The organism is Litoreibacter sp. GN1-5 (genome assembly GCF_055693805.1).
This window is the reverse complement of sequence record NZ_JBVFUP010000001.1, coordinates 1504676-1522866: the sequence shown is the minus strand read 5'-3', so window position 1 is coordinate 1522866 and position 18191 is coordinate 1504676. Positions and strand designations below refer to the sequence as shown.

The following is an 18191-nucleotide window of genomic DNA, read 5'->3' as shown; positions in this document are numbered from 1 at the left end:
ACATTATGCGCTGCGATTTGATGATTTCGTTGGTTTTTGTGTTTGTGTTATTACCGTTTGCTGGTTTTGCTGATATCGGGCAAATCCTGAATGCCGAGAGACGGGCCGCCGGGCTACCTCAGTTGACCCAATCCGAACGCTTGACCCGCGCGGCGGAAGTCCATGCCAGCGATATGGCGCGCAGAGGGTTCTTTGGTCATCGTGGATCGGATGGTTCTAACGTTGGCAAACGGGTACGCAGAGCGGGTTACAGATTTTGCTTTGTGGCTGAAAATATAGCTAAGGGGCAGCAATCCTCTGCACGCGCTATGTCGGCATGGATGCAATCACGCGGCCACAGACGTAACAATCTGGACAGGCGCGCACGGGAATATGGCGTGGCGCGGGCACGTGGCAATATCTGGGTTTTGGTTTTGGGGCGGTCAAACTGTTAACTGCCCTTTAACCCAGACATTACGCACAGCCCGGTCATCCCCCATCATGATGGTGGGAAAGACAGTGTCCCAGAAGCCTTCGGCCCGGTTCGCGCGTTGTGAAATTTCAGGGGTAGAGGCCAGATCAAGTATCACAAGATCGGCCTCCATCCCCGGGGCAAGATTTCCAATCTTATGCCCCAAAAGCAGGGATTGCGCTGATCCGCAGGTGGCCAACCAAAGCAATTGCGCCGGGTGCAGCGCTACGCCCTTTAACTGGCTGATTTCATATGCGGCGGCCATGGTGCGGAGCATGGAGAAGCTTGACCCACCGCCAGTATCTGTCGCCAGACCTACGCGATGCCCATCGGCTTTCAGGGCGGACATATCAAACAGCCCGGAGCCGATGAAGGTGTTGGATGTGGGGCAGTGGATCAGAGCAGCGCCTGTCTCACGCAATCGATCCCGTTCGCGCGGTTCCAAATGGATCGCATGGCCATATAACCCGCGTGTCCCAAGCAGGCCGAATTGTTCATAGGTATCAAGATAATCGCGAGCTTTTGGGAAGAGACCGCGTACCCAGTTGATTTCTTCCACCTGTTCGCTGAGATGAGTCTGCATCAGGCAATCGGGGTATTCAGCCCATAACGCGCCCAACGCCTCAAGTTGCTCTGGCGTTGATGTCGGTGAAAAGCGTGGCGTGATCACATAGCCAAGCCTGTCCACCTCATGCCACTTCTGCAATAATGCCTTGCTATCATCATATGCAGATTGCGCAGTATCGCATAAGGCGTCTGGTGCGTTACGGTCCATACAGGTCTTACCAGTTAAGGCACGCAATCCGCGTTTTTGCGCCTCAGAAAAATAGGCGTCAACGCTCTCAGGATGAATTGTCGCATAGCTGACTGATGTGGTTGTCCCATGAGACAACGCCAGATCAAAATATAGGTTTGCAATTTCTGCGGCATAGGCCGGGTCAGAAAACCGTATCTCTTCAGGGAAAGTGTAGCTGTTTAGCCAGTCGATCAACCTCTTGCCCCAACTGGCGATGATCGCTGTTTGAGGGTAGTGCATATGCGCGTCTACAAACCCGGCCATAATTAAACAGTCGCCATAATCTGTAGGCCGCGCGTTCTCTGGCACGTCTATCGTATTTGCAGGACCGACGGCTGTGATATGACCGTTCTCGATCACAACTGCACCATGTTGTTCGATCTGTACCGCCTCACCCCAAGGCGTGTGAAACGGGTCGCTTTTGAAGCTTAGGGTCTGGCCATAGAGAACATGCGTTGTGGTCTGCTGTATCATACCCCTCGATACCGCGCTCAGGCCTGAAAGGAAATCTGTCAAAAGTGCTGATGCGCTCTACCGTTGCGGTGCAGCATTTACTAAGGTCGCCACAACGCCAGATTGAGGCAGGCAGTTATGACCGAAGATACCGTTAAGAACACTGAGAACAGGGAAGAAACCTACGCGTTGGAGCGCGGCTTGGTTGATGGGGTTATGGGCGCCATCGACGCTATGGATGCGCGTGCGCTTGATGTACTGCTTGAACCCCTGCATCCGGCTGATATTGCCGACCTTCTGGAGCAGATCAGTGGTGCGGAGCGGCGTGCATTTCTAAGCCTGTGGTCAACCAATATCGACGGCGAAGTTCTGTCAGAGCTGGAAGAAAGCCTACGCGAAGAGGTTATCGAATATCTGCCCGCCCATGTTCTGTCCGAAGCTGTCCGAGAGCTGGAAACAGATGATGTGGTCGATCTGGTCGAAGACCTTGAAGACGACCAACAAAAGCTGATCCTCGGCTCGCTTGAGGACGTGGATCGGGTCGCTGTGGAACAGGCGTTGACCTATCCAGAGTTTTCGGCCGGACGTTTGATGCAGCGAGAGCTTGTTGTTGCCCCACAGCACTGGAATGTCGGTGAAACGATTGATTTTCTGCGGGGTGAAGATGACCTGCCAGAGCAGTTTTATTATGTCATTCTGGTCGATTCTTCTTACCACCCGGTAGGCCACGTAACACTGGGCAAGCTTCTGGGGTCGCCTCGCGATATCCAATTAGCGCAAATTATCGAAGACGGTTTTCGGACCATACCTGTCACGCAGCCCGAGAAAGACGTGGCTTATGCGTTCAATCAGTATCACCTGATTTCCGCCCCGGTTGTTGATAGCGATGACCGTTTGGTCGGCGTTATCACAATTGATGATGCGATGGTCGTGCTGGATGCAGAGGCAGAAGAAGATATCTTGCGTCTGGCTGGTGTGGGCGGCGATGAAAGCCTGTCTGACCGCACATTGGAAACGATGCGTCAGCGTTTTCCATGGCTAGCGGTCAATCTGGTCACAGCAATTCTTGCATCCCTGGTGATTGCGCAGTTTGAAAATGTGCTGGGGCAGATCGTGGCGCTGGCTGTTCTTATGCCGATTGTGGCGTCGATGGGCGGGAATGCCGGGACCCAATCGTTGACGGTGGCCGTGCGGGCCATTGCGACGAAGGACTTGACCGGATCAAACGTCTGGCGGGTCGTGCGTCGTGAGGCCTTGGCTGGCCTGTTGAACGGAATGATTTTTGCGGTGGTGATGGGGGTGATCGGTGTTTTGTGGTTCGGCACGCCGATGCTTGGCGTAGTGATCGGGATCGCAATGGTGATCAACCTGCTTGTGGCGGCTCTGGCGGGTATCCTGATCCCGGTCGCGTTAGACAAGCTTGGCGTTGATCCAGCTTTGGCGTCTGGTGCTTTTGTGACAACAGTGACGGATGTGGTTGGGTTTTTCGTATTTTTAGGATTGGCGGCAGCATTGCTGATTTAGGATGCGTTCAGCGCTTGCAAGCCTATCCCAAGTCTAGCCTCGTGGCATTTCAAGCGTCACGGTACGCCCACCTTTGACATATTTCAGTGATTGCTCACCGATTGCCGCGATGCGCCCGCCATTTATCCGGTCGCCGATGGCCACTCTTTTAAATTTCCCGTTCGGCATACGTACGATCGCCTTACGGCTTGAGGTGGTGCCAAACACACCCACAAGGGCGACTTTGCCAAGGCTGATAGCATTATTGTCTGTGGCTGCACGGGCAACCGAAGCTGTGGTCGGGGCTGTTGGCGTTGCCCGGCTGCTGCGTACAACGGCAGGGCCTGTCGCGCGCACGGCTGCGGTCGAAGCTGACGCGGTCTGGGTTTGCTGCGGTGCGCGCTGGGCTGCGCGCGCAACAGCTTCAGGCCGAACACCGGGACGCAGTGAATTTGCAACGACGTTGACGTTTGCTGGCGCTGATTCTGCCAGATCCACTTCAGCCAGAGCGCGGGCAATTGCAGCGGCTTGGGCCTGATCTGATACGGGTCTGGGTTGAGGGCGAATAGCAGCCAGTTCTGAGTTACCATTTTGCACTGGCGCTGTCTCTTCAGTCAGTTCAACCGCTTCTGAAGGTCGTGGCTGCGGGCGAATGGTTGCCAGTCGTGCAGTTTCGGGATTTTCCGTCCCAGGTGTCTCGTCAACGGCTGTCTCCGGGACAAGATTATCCGGACGCGGGATCGCCGTTTTCGGTGGCTTTCCAGCAAATATCAGAATGCCCTCTGAGTTCAAGGCGCCCTCTAGCGTTGGTTCTACCAACGTATTTTCATCTCGCACGACTTGGGCGTCAGTTGGTGTCTGCGGCGACTGGAACACGGCCTCGTTTTCTGAAGGATCGAAGGACGCCAAAACAGGCGGGGTTTCCGGCGTAACAACAGGATCATTCGCTACAGTTTTCAGGCCATCTAATGTGTCTTGCGTCAGCGACTTTGCAAAATCCGGAGCGCGCTGCCAGATACCTGTTGCGGCATAGGCTGTTTTTGCCTCGGTCTGATTCATGGGCGATGGCAGGATTGCTGGTTTTTCCGCAGTCAACGGTTCGTCTACGGGCGCTATAAACTCTGGTATGGTGGCCGGGGCCACGGTGGGAAGCGCTGCCAAGTCTATCGCATCCAACTCTTCAATCTGATTCAACTGGGCCGGAGGTTGCTCAAGCTCAGCTATTTGCGGGGCATCTTGCCGGGAGAACCAGCGTGTTACGGCGTTCTCTGGCAAGAAGTAGGATGACAGAACGGCAACTAGCCCCAAGGTCACAAGCAGCGCAAAAGTCAGGATTACGCCCAGATAAGGTGGCTTGCCGCCAATAACGTCACCAACTGGTTCCAGTATCGGTTGAGATGGTTTGGGCTTTACAGGTGCTGTAAGCTTAAGCGTTTCACGTTTCGTTTGTAGCGATGTCAACGCAGGCTCTTGCCGGGGTTTGGTCTCCTCGGCCTCGGCTGTCATAGCCAGTTTCTTGATGCCGCCCAATTTTGGGGCAAGCTTGATGTCAAAGTCTCTCTGCGCTTCTTTTGCCGCCAATATGGGGGCCGGTGGTACGAAGTTTTCTGCTTTTGTAGTAGCAACACCCGGAGAAACTGTTACCTCATCTTCGTCCTCTGCAACAGACACAGGCTCTGCTGAAGTATCCAGAAACGGCTCAGGGATTTCGCTCTTGGTTTCAAAATTATCAGTTGCCCTTAGAATTGGTATGGGCTTGGCCTTGCCGGGCTCAGGCTTCTCTGCTTTTTCTTCGGCTATCTCATTGGCCTCATCGGTGGCTGTTTCTGCCGGTTCGATTTCAGAGGTTTGAGGGTCGACTGGGGCCGCTTCGATCTGATCGCCCGTTTTGGGCAAGGTGGCATCTTCCTGCTCATCGGTGGCTGTTTCTGCCGGTTCGATTTCAGAGGTTTGAGGGTCGACTGGGGCTACTTCGATCTGGTCGTCCGTTTCGGGTGCGGCAGTATCTTCTTGCGCTAAGACCTGCTGTTCCTCGATATCTTCCGGTTGAGCAATTTCCGGTTCAAAAGTATCATCTTCGATAATCTTGATCGCCACAGTATCAGTAACGAACTCTTGGCCGACGGCTGCAGAGGTTTTACCAAGGTTGGGTTCGCCGTCAAATTGCCCATCTTCTGGTATGGATGTGAATCCCAGCGGATTTAGGCGAAACGGAGCGAGGAATTTTTCTGCTTCAGCTAATGTTTCGCGCGCAACGGCCACCACTTTGGCCTCGTCGCTATGTAATGTATAATCAAATGATATCTGGCTTTCAGTATAGGGTGTCTGGTCCTCAAGGGCACGGATAATGTCGCCCTCAACATCATCCGAGACACTTACAGTCATGTAAAGCAACTGCGATGGCGGCAGGATCAGTTTAGTGGTGAAACTCTGACCACCGATTTCAACGGCATGTGCCCGGATAGCCCGGATGTCATCTTTGAGAGTTTCACTGTCGAATTGAACTTTTTCAACTTCAATCCAACCTGCACCACTTTTGGAACGATGAAGAAGGACGATGCAGTCCTCCAGAAGATTCAACGCGAAATCAGGGATCATATTGTACCGCTTCAGCCCACCACAACTAGAGCTATCCGTTTATTCCAGATTAGCCTTAAACATATCTTAACGCAGAAAACCTCCAAGAGAAAGCATTCTTGCCAAGGATTGCTTTGTGCGATGCGTCAAAGCTGTCATGATAGGCTCATATTCAAGGAGAAGTTGTCATGTACTTGGTCAAATCAGCAGTCATCGCCATTTCTATACTTGTCGCCGCATTGCCAGTATGGGCGCAGGATGAAACAGGTCGCATAACTGTTATGGGGGAAGGGCAGGTCAAAAGTAATCCCGATATTGCGACAGTGACGTTGGGAGTGACCAACCAGTCTGATAATGCAGCAGATGCTGTTCGCCAGACCTCGGATGTAACACGTGAGGTTCTGAGCCAACTTGCAGCCGTCGGGGTTGAGCAGAAAGACATGCAAACCAGCCAGTTATCCCTAAGCCCGCAATGGAATTATCGAAATTCTTCGGTTCAGGACGCGAATAAAATCACAGGATTTATCGCGTCCAACATGATTACCGTAAAGGTGCGCGATCTGGATCGTCTAGGCGATACGTTGGACCAGGTTGTAAGCAGTGGAGCCAATGATTTCAGAGGGTTAAGTTTTGGCTTCGCGGACCCGGAACCTCGAAAGGACCAAGCGCGTGAAGCCGCAATCAAGGATGCTATGCGCAAAGCCAAGTTATATGCGGATGCGGCAGGTGTTACTTTGGGATCTGTTCAGTCGATCAGTGATGTTTTTGCAGGTGGTGGTGCGCCCACAGTATTTGCTGAGTCTCGTATGGCTGCAGATAGCGGCATTCCGATTGCACAAGGCGAGTTGAGCGTCTCAGCGCGCGTCACGATGGTTTTTGAGATCGGCCAGTAGACGTAGATCACGGGTGATGCCAAGACATCACCCGTATCAATTCAGGCCGTTGCTTTGGTCAATGCCTGATCCAGATCAGCGATCAGATCTTTGGCATCTTCAATGCCGATAGAGACACGCACCACGTTGGGTTCTGCACCGGCGGCTTTTTGCTGCTCTGGCGTGAGTTGCCGGTGTGTGGTCGAGGCCGAATGGATGATCAGAGACCGCGCATCGCCCAGATTTGCGACATGACTGAAGATCTCCAAGCTATCGACCAGCTTGATGCAGGCCTCGTATCCGCCCTTCACAGCGAACGTGAACAGACCGCCTGCGCCTTTCGGGCAGACCTTGGCGACGCGATCATAATAAGGGGACGATTTCAGCCCGGCATAGGTCACGAAATCAACGCGCGGGTCCTTTTCAAGCCAGTTTGCGATTTGCTCTGCGTTTTCTATGTGTCGTTGCATTCGCAGGCTCAGCGTTTCAATGCCGCATAATGTGTAATGCGCGGCTTGTGGGTTCATCGTCATGCCGAGGTCGCGTAATCCGACAGCGATGCCGTGGAACGTAAAGGCCAGCGGGCCGAAGGTTTCGGCAAACTTCAAGCCATGGTAGGCTTGTTCCGGCTGTGACAGGGATGGGAATTTATCCGAAGCGGCCCAGTCAAACTTACCTGAATCGACAACGCACCCACCTGTTACTGTGCCGTTGCCTGTCAAATATTTTGTCGTGGAATGCACGACCAACGTAGCGCCATGTTCAATCGGGCGGCACAGATAAGGCGTGGCCGAGGTGTTGTCGATGATCAATGGGATGCCCGCAGCGTCAGCGATGTCAGCAATTGCACGCACGTCCATGATATAGCCGCCGGGGTTTGCAATAGCTTCGCCAAACACAGCGCGTGTTTTGTCATCGATGGCTGCTTTCACAGCGGCCTCATCGTCAAAGTCGACGAATTTTGCAGACCAGCCAAAGCGCTTGATCGTCTGGCTGAACTGCGTGACTGTACCACCGTAAAGCCGGGTTGATGCGACGACATTGCATCCCGGCTGCATAAGCGGGAACAGAGCCATGATCTGCGCTGCATGTCCGGAAGAGCAGCACACTGCACCTGCGCCACCTTCAAGGGTGGCAATGCGTTCTTGCAAAACAGCTACGGTCGGGTTCGTCAGACGCGAATAGATATAGCCGACTTCTTGAAGGTTGAACAAAGCGGCGGCGTGGTCGGCATCGCGGAAGACATAGGCAGTTGTTTGATAAATTGGCGTTTGTCGCGCACCTGTCGCGGGATCAGGGCGCGCGCCCGCATGAATTTGAAGCGTGTCGAAGCCGTAAGCCTCTTGATCGGACATCGTAATTCTCCTCATTGATTTGTGCCAGCTTAGAGGCTTGCCAACGGGGCGACAATGCTATGATATTCATACTGATGTTAATGCCTTTTCATCTTGCCTATCATGTGACGGATCTGAATGACGCCCGGACTTTTTACGGGGGTCTTCTTGGCTGCGTCGAAGGGCGTTCAACAGACACATGGGTGGATTTCGATTTCTTTGGCCACCAGATATCTTTGCATTTGGGAACGCCGTTTGTGACCACGAATACCGGCAAAGTTGGTGAGCATATGGTGCCAATGCCGCATATGGGGCTGGTACTACCCTATGAACTATGGCGCAAGTTGGCAGATCGACTTGAATCCGCAGGGCAGGAATTTGTTTTGCCTCCATCAGTACGCTTTGAAGGTGAGCCGGGTGAGCAATGGACGATGTTCTTCCGCGATCCGTCGGGCAATCCGATTGAAATCAAGGGTTTCAAGGACATGGCGCGGATTTTCGCCAGCTAAGCGTTCCATTCTGACTGTTGCCAAATATGCGCCAATTATGGCGATATGTTTTTAATGAGGCGAGTTTGTCCGCAATTGTCATTTTGAGGTCATAAGTTCTCCTTTCCTGTTCGGTAACGCTTCTGTGAAGTCGGAAACGCGAGCAGGAAGAGCTGAATGAAACTATCGTACTCAGCGAAACGCATTGCATTCGCCTTGGGCCTTTGGGGGGCATCCTCTCTGTCTGCGCTGGGCAATGAGGCAGAGATACAGGTTGCAGCTTTTGCAGTTGAGACGATGCCGGCCTATCAAAGCGCCGCGCAGTTTCAGGTCAGTCAGGGGCATCGGATCATGTCCTTGCAGCCCGAATTGGTCGGTTTCATGAAAGGTAGCAAAACCGGGTTGTTCAATGCCCGGATAACGCGCCATACCGGCCAGATAAACTTTGCAAATAAAGCGGAAAAACCCTTGTGGTTTCAGTTAAATACTTCATGGGCCTCGCTGCAGGGTATCAAAAATCAATATGGGTTCGGGGCGTTTGGTAGCCATAAGAAGCTAGCGCCCAAAGTGCTGATCGGGGCCATGTTCCAGTTTGACTATCATGAGCAAGCCAGCCGCTTTGCGAACAAGCGTGGTATGGGCTGGATGACAGGCCCCTATCTTGTTCTGGGGGCCCCGAGTCAGCCGCTTTATTTTGCCGGACGCCTGCTTTATGGCAAAACATCCAGCGAGGTTATGCAGGCTGGTGTTTATCGGGATGGTGTGTCGCGAGAGCGTTTGCTGGCGCAGGCCAGGGTTGCCGGAGAGCTTCGGTTTGATGAAACGATTGTGCGCCCAAAACTACAGATGTCGTATACGATTGACCGGCAAGCGGGTGAGATGAACCATATCGGCAGCCCCATGCCTCATCAGAAGATCGAGCTTGGCACTATGCAGTTCGGCGCGGAATTCGCCAAGCCTATGCCCGTCAAGGCAGGGTCTTTTGAAATGACCGGAGGATTGGACGGAGTTTGGACTTACAGAAACGCGACCGGCTTGGCTGGATCCGTTGCGCCATACTATGAAGGCGGGCGTGCGACGGCCAAATTTGGCCTCACACACCGTAATCAGAATGGTGCGCAACGCAGCATTGGTGTCTTCTATGATGGGATTGGCGCAAGTAGCCAGAAACATTATGGCATTGACGTTAAATTCAGTCTGAATTTCTGAATTGGTATTGATCTTCTAAAGTCGCGAAGAAATTACACCAGTGTTGAAGCCGCCCATACGTAGTTCCCCGAACAGGCGTTGATATTCTATTTTGGGACAGCGGTTCTGGATGACTGTCAGGCCCGCCGCTTCAGCTGTTGCAGTTGCTTCCTTATGCTCTATGCCGATCTGCATCCATATGGTTTTCAGATGGGGCAGGTTGGCGATTGCTTCATCAACAATAGCGGGCACAGCGTCCGGGCGGCGAAAAATATCAACCATATCTACTGGTATCTCGGCCGGGATATCTGACAGGGTGGCGCGGATTTGCTCGCCAAACAACATCTTGCCCGCGTGCCCAGGATTGATGCCAATGACCCGGTAGCCTTTTAAGGTCAGATAGCGCGCCACGTAATAGCTTGGCCGTACCGGATTCATCGAGACGCCGACACAAGCTATCACTTTGGTGCTGGTCAGGGTTTGGCGGAGAAGGTCATCAGAATAATTCATAACTTCGCCATATAATGGAAACCGCGTTAAAGGCACAGCGGTTGCTGATACGTATCTCCGAGTATGGCTTGCCTCAGTAATAAGCGGCTATTACAAAAAAGCGCCTGCGGGTCTAACCACAGGCGCCAGTCGCGGAACGAGGGACAGTGAAGTCAGATGCAACAGTTCCGGTGCTGCATCTACATGTCATAGATAAGGTCTGGAATCGCATCTTCTAGGGACTTTACAAAACTGTGAACGGTGGCGAGGCGAATTGTCGCGCTTAATCGAAGATTTCGTCGATCACATCCTCAACCAGTTCACGCCAAAACGGTTTGCGTTTCTTTTGTTGTTTTGAGGGGCGGCGATGGCCATAATTATCTGATCTGGAACGCTTCTTGTGGTTTTGCCCATAGTCGCTCCGCCCCTTCCGTCCGGATGTTTTGAGCGATTTCATCTCATGCAATGGGGCACCGCAAGACCCACATGCCAATTCATGCCCATCGCGCGCACTCAATTTTAATGTTGTCCGGCTTGAACAATAACAGCAGGTGGCAATCTTTACGTCATGGGGCACGGGGTCATCCTGTTCGTTGAATCTTCTCTATTGCATATAGGGACACTGCCGCCGCATTTGAAACATTTAGCGATCCAAATTCTCCCGCAGGGTCAATTCGGGCCAGTGTGTCGCAGGTTTCTTTAGTCTTTTCGCGCAGGCCTGGGCCTTCTGCGCCAAGCACGAGAGCTATAGCTTTACTGCCAGTCATCTCTTGCGTGGTTTCTTCCAAGGTCTGTGCGCCGGTGCCATCGAGACCGATCAGAGTGTAGCCCATCTCGCGCAGCGCCCCCATTGTTGTGGACAGGTTCTTGACCCGCAGATAAGGCTGGCGTTCCAGCGCACCGGATGCTGTCTTGGCCAATGCTCCGGTTTCCGGGGCCGAATGGCGATGGGGTGCGATGACTGCCCGCGCGCCGAATACCTCGGCAGACCGCAGGATCGCGCCGACATTATGTGGGTCAGTCACGCGGTCCAGCAGGATCACACGCGCGGCTTCGCCGCGTGGGGCGCAAATATCAGACAGGCTGCCCCAATCCAGCGGTTTGACTTCCAGGGCAGCGCCTTGATGGACAGATTGCGGATCAATGGGGGCAGCAAATTTTCGTGGGTCCGAGAGTTCTGGCTCCACCCCACAGGTCCGGATCGTGTCGCCAAGGCGATCAGCCGCGTTTTTCGTTACCACCAGCCGTAAGCGTTCGCGCATAGGGTTCATCAGTGCGTCGCGGACAGCATGCAGGCCAAACAGCCATACCGTCTCGGCCGCCGCTGCCCGGCGATTGCGTTCTTTTTCGACGACCCATTTGGGCTTCTTCTGTGCCATGTTTTCAAGCGCCTTGTTTTCGTGGTGACCTTGATCATTTGCGCGACCAAACGCAACGCGCAATATGGTAGCCAGTTGAGCCGTACCTGATCGATTTTCCTGTTGACGGGGCGATGGCAGGCTTATATCTCACCGAACGCAACAGGGCTCAGGCCTTGAGTGTGGGCGACAGGCCGCAAGGTGTGGCAGGGGACTGTAACTCCCTCGCGGAGACGCACGCCTGGTTCGATTCCAGGGTCGCCCACCATTTATCTACAGCATTGATATACTTGATTTTGTTTTGGAATAGCCCCTTAATGGGGTCATATTTCGACACAAATTTGGGATTTTTCGACACAATGCCGCCTAAGACCGTCAAATATTTGAAGGAAGATCGAGGTCGCTTCTTCTATCAGCGACGAGTTCCAAAGCGGTATCACAAGACGTTGGGCATCACTGTGTGGACAGAACCTTGTGGTGACGTGTCCTATGCCAAAGCGGTGTCACTGGTTACAGGTTGGGCTGAAGAGCATGATGCTTTGTTAGCAGAACTAAAAAATCCACAAACACAAACCGAGACGCGGCGTTCAACCGAGAGTGCCGAAGTCGAACCTCTGGTCACACGCATGATTGACGGGATGCAGCCCCTCAAGAACGATCCCTTAGCCTTTTCTCGCGCTGTCGATGAAGAAGGTAATGAGATCATTCTCGACTTAGCTCCCTTTGACCCGCTGAAAAAGGCCAAGGTAAGTGTCAATGACATCGACGGACAGGTTGACCCCGATAGGCAACTTGCGTGGTATCGTGGCGTCCTAGCAGCATTCTTCGGACAACATGTTGATCCACCGAACGATCCAGATGAACGCGGCGAATACGATCTGGTTAAACGCAAACTAGAACGTCGCATTGCTGGAATAGCTGGCGACCCAAACACGATAAGTGCTGTTGCCGAACGATACTACGACTTCTCTGGCATCACTAAAGAGGTTCGCAACAAGTATCGCCGTAGCATCAAAACGCTGATCGATCAGGTTGGAGATGTTCCCCTCAATCACCTCACAGCCGCCAAGCTCAGAGCTTTCAGAGAGCAGCAATCACCGAATATGCAGCCAACGTCGTTGTGGGCATTGTTCACACCGATCAGAGGTATCTTCAGGTACGCAGTCGAAAACGAAATCGTCGAACTCAACCCCATGCCCTCTGTGCCGATGCCGAAAGAAAAGCGATCAATTCAGATGCGGAAATGGCAACCATTTTCACCTGAAGAGGCTCAACGAAGTAACCGCTTATAGTTTTGATTTACGCCGTTTTATCGACCACCAACCCGAGTTCTGCGATCATAGCATCACGCATAATAAATTTCTGCGGCTTGCCCGTAACCGTCATTGGCAATGTATCCTTGAAACGGACCAACGCAGGAATCTTGAATTGAGCTATCTGATCTTTGCAGAAGTCGCGGATCGAAGCTTCTGTTGGCGTCATATCGGGTTTGGGTATGACCCAGGCACAGACGATTTCGCCGTACTTGTGGTCGGGAATTCCAAAGACCTGAACCTGACTGATTTCCGGGTGGGTAAAGAGAAACTCTTCCACCTCGCGTGGATATATATTTTCTCCTCCGCGGCAGATCATGTCTTTTACGCGCCCGGTGATGTTGCAATAGCCCTCGGCATCAAGTGTCGCCAGATCTCCGGTATGTATCCACCCGTCGCTATCAATGGCCTCAGCCGTTTTGTCCGGGTCGTTCCAATATCCTTGCATCACGATATACCCGCGGGTCAGTAACTGGCCTTGTTCGCCGATGCCAACGGTTTGACCGTCCTCATCAATAATCTTGACCTCAACATGGGGCTGAACCCGCCCGACACTGGTAACGCGCTTTTCCACTGGATCATCGACGGCACTTTGAAAAGAAACCGGGCTGGTTTCCGTCATGCCATAGGCGATGGTTACTTCGCGCATATGCATCTTTGACTGGACTTGTCTCATGACTTCAATCGGGCAGGGCGCACCTGCCATGATGCCTGTGCGCAGCGATGTCAGATCGAAGCTGTCGAAGTCTGGATGCTCCAGCTCGGCAAGAAACATTGTTGGTACACCATAAAGAGCCGTGCATCGCTCTTTTGAAATGGCTTGTAGGGTTGAGGTCGGGTCAAATGCTTCGCCCGGGACCACCATCGTAGCCCCTTTGGTAACGCACCCCAAGGTTCCCATAACCATACCAAAACAGTGATAGAACGGCACGGGCATACAAAGTTTATCGACTTCGGTAAACTTCATAGCGTTTGTGACGAAGTGAGCGTTATTGACGATGTTATGATGCGTCAGTGTGGCACCTTTAGGACGACCTGTTGTCCCGCTGGTGAATTGAATATTGATCGGATCATCAGGTTTCAGAGTGGCTGTTATCGCATCGATACGATCTGTCTCGGGGGCGGTGTTCTGAATATCTGAAAACAATTTCGTCCCGGGACGGGCGTGTGTCCCTGTGGCTATGACATGGCGCAACGCAGGCAACCGGGTTGAATTTAACTGAGGCTGGTTTTCTGAAAGTTCCGGCGTAAGTTCGCGGATCATCGCAACATAGTCGGAGGTTTTGAAAGTCTCGGCCAAAACCAGCGCCGTGCAACCGGTTTTGTTCAGAGCGTATTCCAGTTCAAACACGCGATATGCAGGATTGATATTCACCAGAATGATACCAAGGCGGGCTGTGGCGAACTGTGTGAGAACCCATTCGTAGCGGTTTGGCGACCAGATACCGACCCTGTCCCCTTTTGACAGCCCCAGTTGCGACAACCCGGTGGCAAGCTTGTCAATCTCATGTGCGAATTGAGTATAGGTCCAGCGAATATCCTGTTCAGAAAATACAACCGCTAGCCTGTCTGGGTATCGTGATACAGTCTCCGCCAACAGATCTGGTATTGTTATGTCCAGTAAGGGACTGCCCGTGTGGCCCGCAACATTGGCCAGCCCATCTTGCGGAATTTGATCTAACTGTTCCTGAGTATGTGTCATGGCTTTATCCAATTGCATTCTCCTCCCTTTGGATACGATTTGCTGCGCACTTTTTTACAAGCATACCGCACATTTCACGCCATGCGATGGAATATGTATTGCGTTGGTTGGCCGGTTCCCTGAAGCCAATAAGATATGCCGTCATATTTGCCGCAAGTTAAATACAAATCCTCATACCAGTTTCAAATGGCACAGCTACATTCCGCAGCACACGATCCTACCCCGTGCCAAGAATATCCGAGGCAGTTTCTATTTTCATGTCAGTATATAGATTTTATGCGTTGTAGGTCATCTACAACGCAACAAGATTTGAAAGCCGCGCAACGGCTTTACATATCAGCTGTCAGGAAATGCAGCTTCCAGTGCAATCTGCACCATATCTCCGAAGCTTTTCTCTCGATCTTCTGAAGGTAGCGCTTCGTGAGTGATCAAATGATCCGATACCGTAAGTATAGCAAGGGCGCGGCAGTTATATCTGGCAGCTATAGTGTAAAGCTCTGCGGCTTCCATTTCTACGGCCAAAATACCGTGGCGGGTCATCTGTTCCGTCAAGTCCGGACGTTCATCGTAAAAGACATCTGACGAATAGATACCGCCAATATGTGTATTCACACCTTTTGCTTCGGCAGCATTGGCTGCTTCTTTTAGAAGGCTCCAATCGGCACAGGGCGCGAAATTTACTTCTTTAAAAAATCCGCGGGATGGAGTCGACAGCGTTGAAGATGTCATAGCCAGAATGATGTCACGCAACGCTACTTTTTCCTGCATTGCACCAGTTGACCCGATGCGTATCAGTGTCTTCGCACCGTAGTCTCGGATCAACTCGTTGACATAGATAGACAAGGAGGGCATCCCCATGCCAGATCCGTGGATCGTGACCTTGTTTCCCTTCCATGTGCCGGTGAAGCCCAGCATACCGCGAACTTCGTTCACCAATTTTGGGGACTCCAGAAATGTTTCTGCGGCCCATTTCGCGCGATAAGGATCACCCGGCAAAAGAACAGTTTCAGCAATATCGCCGGGATTTGCACCTATATGAATAGTCATGAAACTAAGCCTTTACGTCGAGATCAGCCGTATAATTTGATCAGTCTTTTCAAATATGTGAACAAAGGTCCAAAATTTGATATTTTAATAGCAGTTACCGTAAATCAAGAAGCTTGGAATTTGCCATTTATGTCTGACCATATCTTCGAAATCTATTTGATTTCAAAATCTGACAGTTTCTTACCTTTTGATAAAGCATCTTTTATCCATAGCGGTTGTCGCCCGCGCCCGCTCCAGGTCATTTTTACGTCATTAGGGTTGCGATATTTTGCAGGGGCTTTTTTGGTTGATGATTTCTTCTTGGTGCCTGATGTTGCTTTTGATGCGGATTGAGATTCAGTCAATTCTGAAAGAGAATAGCCAAATGCTTTGACTGCTTTTTCAGCCGCGATAAGCGCTTTTTTCTTTTCCAGTGCGGCATGTTTTACGAGCGCTTTTTCAACGTCAGATTTGAGTTTCTCAAGTTCTTTTTTTGTCATGCTTTTTAAGTCGAATTTCATTGTAACCTCCATTTTTCTTTTTATTGCAGAAAAATAGAACGAAATGCAATTGCGTTTGACGCATTTCCCAAACGGGATTCAATTTTATTTCGACGTCTTCACCAGGCTGATACTAATGTGGCAGGGCGCGGTTTGATTATTCTGCCGCAACGTCTTTCGGGTCAACCAATTCGATGAGATCTTCCATGATGCGGTTCAGCTCGAAATCCTTGGGCGTATACACTTTGGCCACGCCCATCGCGCGTAAGCGGTTTGCGTCGTCTTCAGGGATGATGCCACCAACCACAACAGGTATATGGCCCAACCCTGCGCTATGCATCTTAGCCATGAGGTCTTCAATCAACGGAATGTGAGAGCCTGACAGGATTGACAGGCCGACCACATGGGCTTCATCGGTCTGTGCGGCTGAAACAATCTCATCGGGTGTTAGGCGAATGCCCTCATAAGAAATGTCCATCCCGCAATCGCGCGCGCGGGCGGCGATTTGCTCTGCCCCATTCGAGTGACCATCTAGACCGGGTTTACCCACAAGAAATTTCAAGCGACGCCCCAGCCTGTCTGATGCCGCATCGACGCGGGCGCGAATATCATCCAATCCTTCGGTGCGGTTTGATGGATTGCGCGACACGCCGGTAGGGCCGCGGTACTGTCCGAAGGTGGCACGGACCATATCGCCCCATTCACCGGTGGTCACACCGGCTTTGGCGGCTTCGATAGAAGCGGGCATGATGTTCGTGCCGGTTTGCGCGGCTTGGCGCAAGGCCTCCATGGCAGTCTTGACACGTGCGCTGTCACGGGTTTCGCGCCAATGGGACAGACGGGCAATTTGGTCGGCTTCTGCATCTTTGTCTGCAACCATAATGGCCTCATCGCCAGCGGTCAGCGGCGATGGCTCTCCGGTCGTGTATTTGTTCACGCCTACAACAGTTGTATTTCCATCTTCGATTCCGGTAATGCGGTTGGCATTGCTGTCAACAAGGCGAGATTTCATATACTCTATAGCCTCATTCGCGCCACCCATCGCATCGATGGTGGCAAGTTCGGCGCGGGCACCTTCTTTTAGCGCGTTTACCTTGTGCTCGACGGCAGGGTTGCCATCGAAAAGGTCGTCATATTCCAGCAGATCCGTCTCGAAAGCCATGATCTGTTGCATCCGCAGCGACCATTGCTGGTCCCAAGGGCGTGGCAGGCCCAGCGCTTCGTTCCAAGCAGGCAGTTGAACAGCGCGGGCGCGCGCTTTCTTGGACAGTGTAACGGCCAGCATCTCGATTAGGATGCGATAGACGTTGTTTTCGGGCTGTTGTTCAGTCAGTCCGAGCGAGTTGACCTGCACGCCGTAGCGGAACCGTCGGAATTTGGGGTCTTCCACACCGTAGCGATCCCGGCAAATCTCGTCCCAAAGATCCACGAAAGCGCGCATTTTGCACATTTCGGTTACAAAACGGATACCTGCGTTGACGAAGAAGGAAATACGTCCAACCATCGCGGGGAAATGTTCCGGTGCCACTTTGCCTTGCAGGTCGTCAAGAACGGCAGTTGCCGTGGCCAGTGCAAAAGCAAGTTCCTGTTCTGGCGTGGCACCGGCTTCTTGCAGGTGGTAGGAACACACGTTCATCGGGTTCCATTTTGGTAGATGTTCACGCGTATAGGCGGCAACATCTGTAATCATACGTAGCGAGGGTTTCGGCGGGCAGATATATGTGCCACGAGACAGGTATTCCTTGATGATATCGTTTTGCACGGTGCCTTGCAGGGCAGCAATATCTGCACCTTGTTCCTCGGCCACGGCAATATAGAGTGCAAGCAACCACGGTGCAGTTGCGTTGATCGTCATCGATGTATTCATCTGATCCAATGGGATATCGGCAAAAAGCGTGCGCATATCCCCAAGATGCGTAATTGGTACGCCGACTTTTCCGACCTCTCCACGGGCAAGTTCGTGATCGCTGTCATAACCTGTCTGTGTGGGCAAATCGAAAGCAACGGATAGCCCGGTCTGTCCCTTGGCGAGATTGCCGCGATATAAGGCATTGGACGCCTTGGCGGTTGAATGGCCCGCATAGGTACGAAACAGCCAGGGTCTATCTTTTTGCACGTCGGTCATCGAGATTCGCTATCTG

Annotated in this window: 15 protein-coding genes and 1 tRNA gene; 7 read left to right on the top strand and 9 right to left on the bottom strand. The window is 52.3% G+C overall.

Annotated features, from left to right (window positions below; translation table 11 throughout):
• Positions 1 to 5 precede the first annotated feature (5 nt).
• The gene (locus ACZ1HF_RS07810; RefSeq protein WP_472656963.1) at positions 6 to 434 is read left to right on the top strand and encodes a CAP domain-containing protein; all 429 of its coding nucleotides are present in this window, start codon (positions 6 to 8) and stop codon (positions 432 to 434) included.
• Here ACZ1HF_RS07810 and guaD read toward each other — a convergent pair.
• Positions 423 to 1721 carry a guanine deaminase gene (gene guaD, locus ACZ1HF_RS07805; protein WP_472656962.1) on the bottom strand — a complete coding sequence of 433 codons (1299 nt, stop codon included), beginning with the start codon at positions 1719 to 1721 and terminating at the stop codon, positions 423 to 425. The genes ACZ1HF_RS07810 and guaD overlap by 12 nt on opposite strands.
• Positions 1722 to 1838: 117 nt before the next feature.
• Here guaD and mgtE point away from each other — a divergent pair, with 117 nt between their 5' ends.
• The gene (gene mgtE, locus ACZ1HF_RS07800) at positions 1839 to 3224 is read left to right on the top strand and encodes a magnesium transporter (RefSeq protein WP_472656961.1); all 1386 of its coding nucleotides are present in this window, start codon (positions 1839 to 1841) and stop codon (positions 3222 to 3224) included.
• Between the two features lie 33 nt (positions 3225 to 3257).
• On the opposite strand, the gene ACZ1HF_RS07795 is transcribed toward mgtE, so the two are convergent.
• Positions 3258 to 5801, bottom strand: a complete 2544-nt coding sequence (locus ACZ1HF_RS07795; RefSeq protein ID WP_472656960.1) for a hypothetical protein — start codon at positions 5799 to 5801, stop codon at positions 3258 to 3260.
• A gap of 167 nt (positions 5802 to 5968) precedes the next feature.
• Here ACZ1HF_RS07795 and ACZ1HF_RS07790 point away from each other — a divergent pair, with 167 nt between their 5' ends.
• A complete protein-coding gene (locus ACZ1HF_RS07790) occupies positions 5969 to 6673 on the top strand; it encodes an SIMPL domain-containing protein (protein WP_472656959.1) in 705 nt (234 codons plus the stop codon).
• Positions 6674 to 6714: 41 nt separating this feature from the next.
• Here ACZ1HF_RS07790 and ACZ1HF_RS07785 read toward each other — a convergent pair whose 3' ends face one another.
• Positions 6715 to 8007, bottom strand: coding sequence for an O-acetylhomoserine aminocarboxypropyltransferase/cysteine synthase family protein (locus ACZ1HF_RS07785; RefSeq protein WP_472656958.1), 1293 nt, complete (start codon positions 8005 to 8007; stop codon positions 6715 to 6717).
• Positions 8008 to 8081: 74 nt separating this feature from the next.
• On the opposite strand from ACZ1HF_RS07785, the gene ACZ1HF_RS07780 reads away from it, so the two are divergent.
• Both ACZ1HF_RS07780 and ACZ1HF_RS07775 read left to right on the top strand, forming a co-directional pair.
• Positions 8082 to 8495 (top strand): VOC family protein, encoded by a 414-nt coding sequence (locus ACZ1HF_RS07780; RefSeq protein ID WP_472659005.1) that lies wholly within the window; start codon positions 8082 to 8084, stop codon positions 8493 to 8495.
• 156 nt (positions 8496 to 8651) lie between these two features.
• Complete coding sequence (locus tag ACZ1HF_RS07775) at positions 8652 to 9683, top strand: hypothetical protein (RefSeq protein ID WP_472656957.1); 1032 nt, start codon at positions 8652 to 8654, stop codon at positions 9681 to 9683.
• Between the two features lie 15 nt (positions 9684 to 9698).
• Here the strand turns inward: ACZ1HF_RS07775 and ACZ1HF_RS07770 are convergent, their stop codons facing one another.
• Together ACZ1HF_RS07770 and rlmB are read right to left on the bottom strand one after the other, a co-directional pair.
• Positions 9699 to 10172 carry a CoA-binding protein gene (locus ACZ1HF_RS07770; protein WP_472656956.1) on the bottom strand — a complete coding sequence of 158 codons (474 nt, stop codon included), beginning with the start codon at positions 10170 to 10172 and terminating at the stop codon, positions 9699 to 9701.
• Positions 10173 to 10732: 560 nt separating this feature from the next.
• Positions 10733 to 11530 (bottom strand): 23S rRNA (guanosine(2251)-2'-O)-methyltransferase RlmB, encoded by a 798-nt coding sequence (rlmB, locus tag ACZ1HF_RS07765; RefSeq protein WP_472656955.1) that lies wholly within the window; start codon positions 11528 to 11530, stop codon positions 10733 to 10735.
• Positions 11531 to 11693: 163 nt separating this feature from the next.
• Between rlmB and ACZ1HF_RS07760 the strand changes: the two genes are divergently transcribed.
• A tRNA-Tyr gene (locus tag ACZ1HF_RS07760) sits at positions 11694 to 11777 on the top strand.
• A 91-nt stretch (positions 11778 to 11868) separates the two neighbouring features.
• Positions 11869 to 12801 carry a hypothetical protein gene (locus ACZ1HF_RS07755; RefSeq protein WP_472656954.1) on the top strand — a complete coding sequence of 311 codons (933 nt, stop codon included), beginning with the start codon at positions 11869 to 11871 and terminating at the stop codon, positions 12799 to 12801.
• A 7-nt stretch (positions 12802 to 12808) separates the two neighbouring features.
• Here ACZ1HF_RS07755 and ACZ1HF_RS07750 read toward each other — a convergent pair whose 3' ends face one another.
• The 4 genes from ACZ1HF_RS07750 to ACZ1HF_RS07735 all read right to left on the bottom strand — a co-directional run bounded on the left by ACZ1HF_RS07750 (position 12809) and on the right by ACZ1HF_RS07735 (position 18175).
• On the bottom strand, positions 12809 to 14524 hold the full coding sequence (locus ACZ1HF_RS07750; RefSeq protein ID WP_472656953.1) for an AMP-binding protein: 1716 nt from the start codon (positions 14522 to 14524) through the stop codon (positions 12809 to 12811).
• 336 nt (positions 14525 to 14860) lie between these two features.
• Positions 14861 to 15571 carry a purine-nucleoside phosphorylase gene (deoD, locus tag ACZ1HF_RS07745; RefSeq protein WP_472656952.1) on the bottom strand — a complete coding sequence of 237 codons (711 nt, stop codon included), beginning with the start codon at positions 15569 to 15571 and terminating at the stop codon, positions 14861 to 14863.
• A 152-nt stretch (positions 15572 to 15723) separates the two neighbouring features.
• The gene (locus tag ACZ1HF_RS07740) at positions 15724 to 16071 is read right to left on the bottom strand and encodes an H-NS histone family protein (RefSeq protein ID WP_472656951.1); all 348 of its coding nucleotides are present in this window, start codon (positions 16069 to 16071) and stop codon (positions 15724 to 15726) included.
• A gap of 136 nt (positions 16072 to 16207) precedes the next feature.
• A complete protein-coding gene (locus ACZ1HF_RS07735; RefSeq protein WP_472656950.1) occupies positions 16208 to 18175 on the bottom strand; it encodes a methylmalonyl-CoA mutase family protein in 1968 nt (655 codons plus the stop codon).
• Between the last annotated feature and the right edge of the window lie 16 nt (positions 18176 to 18191).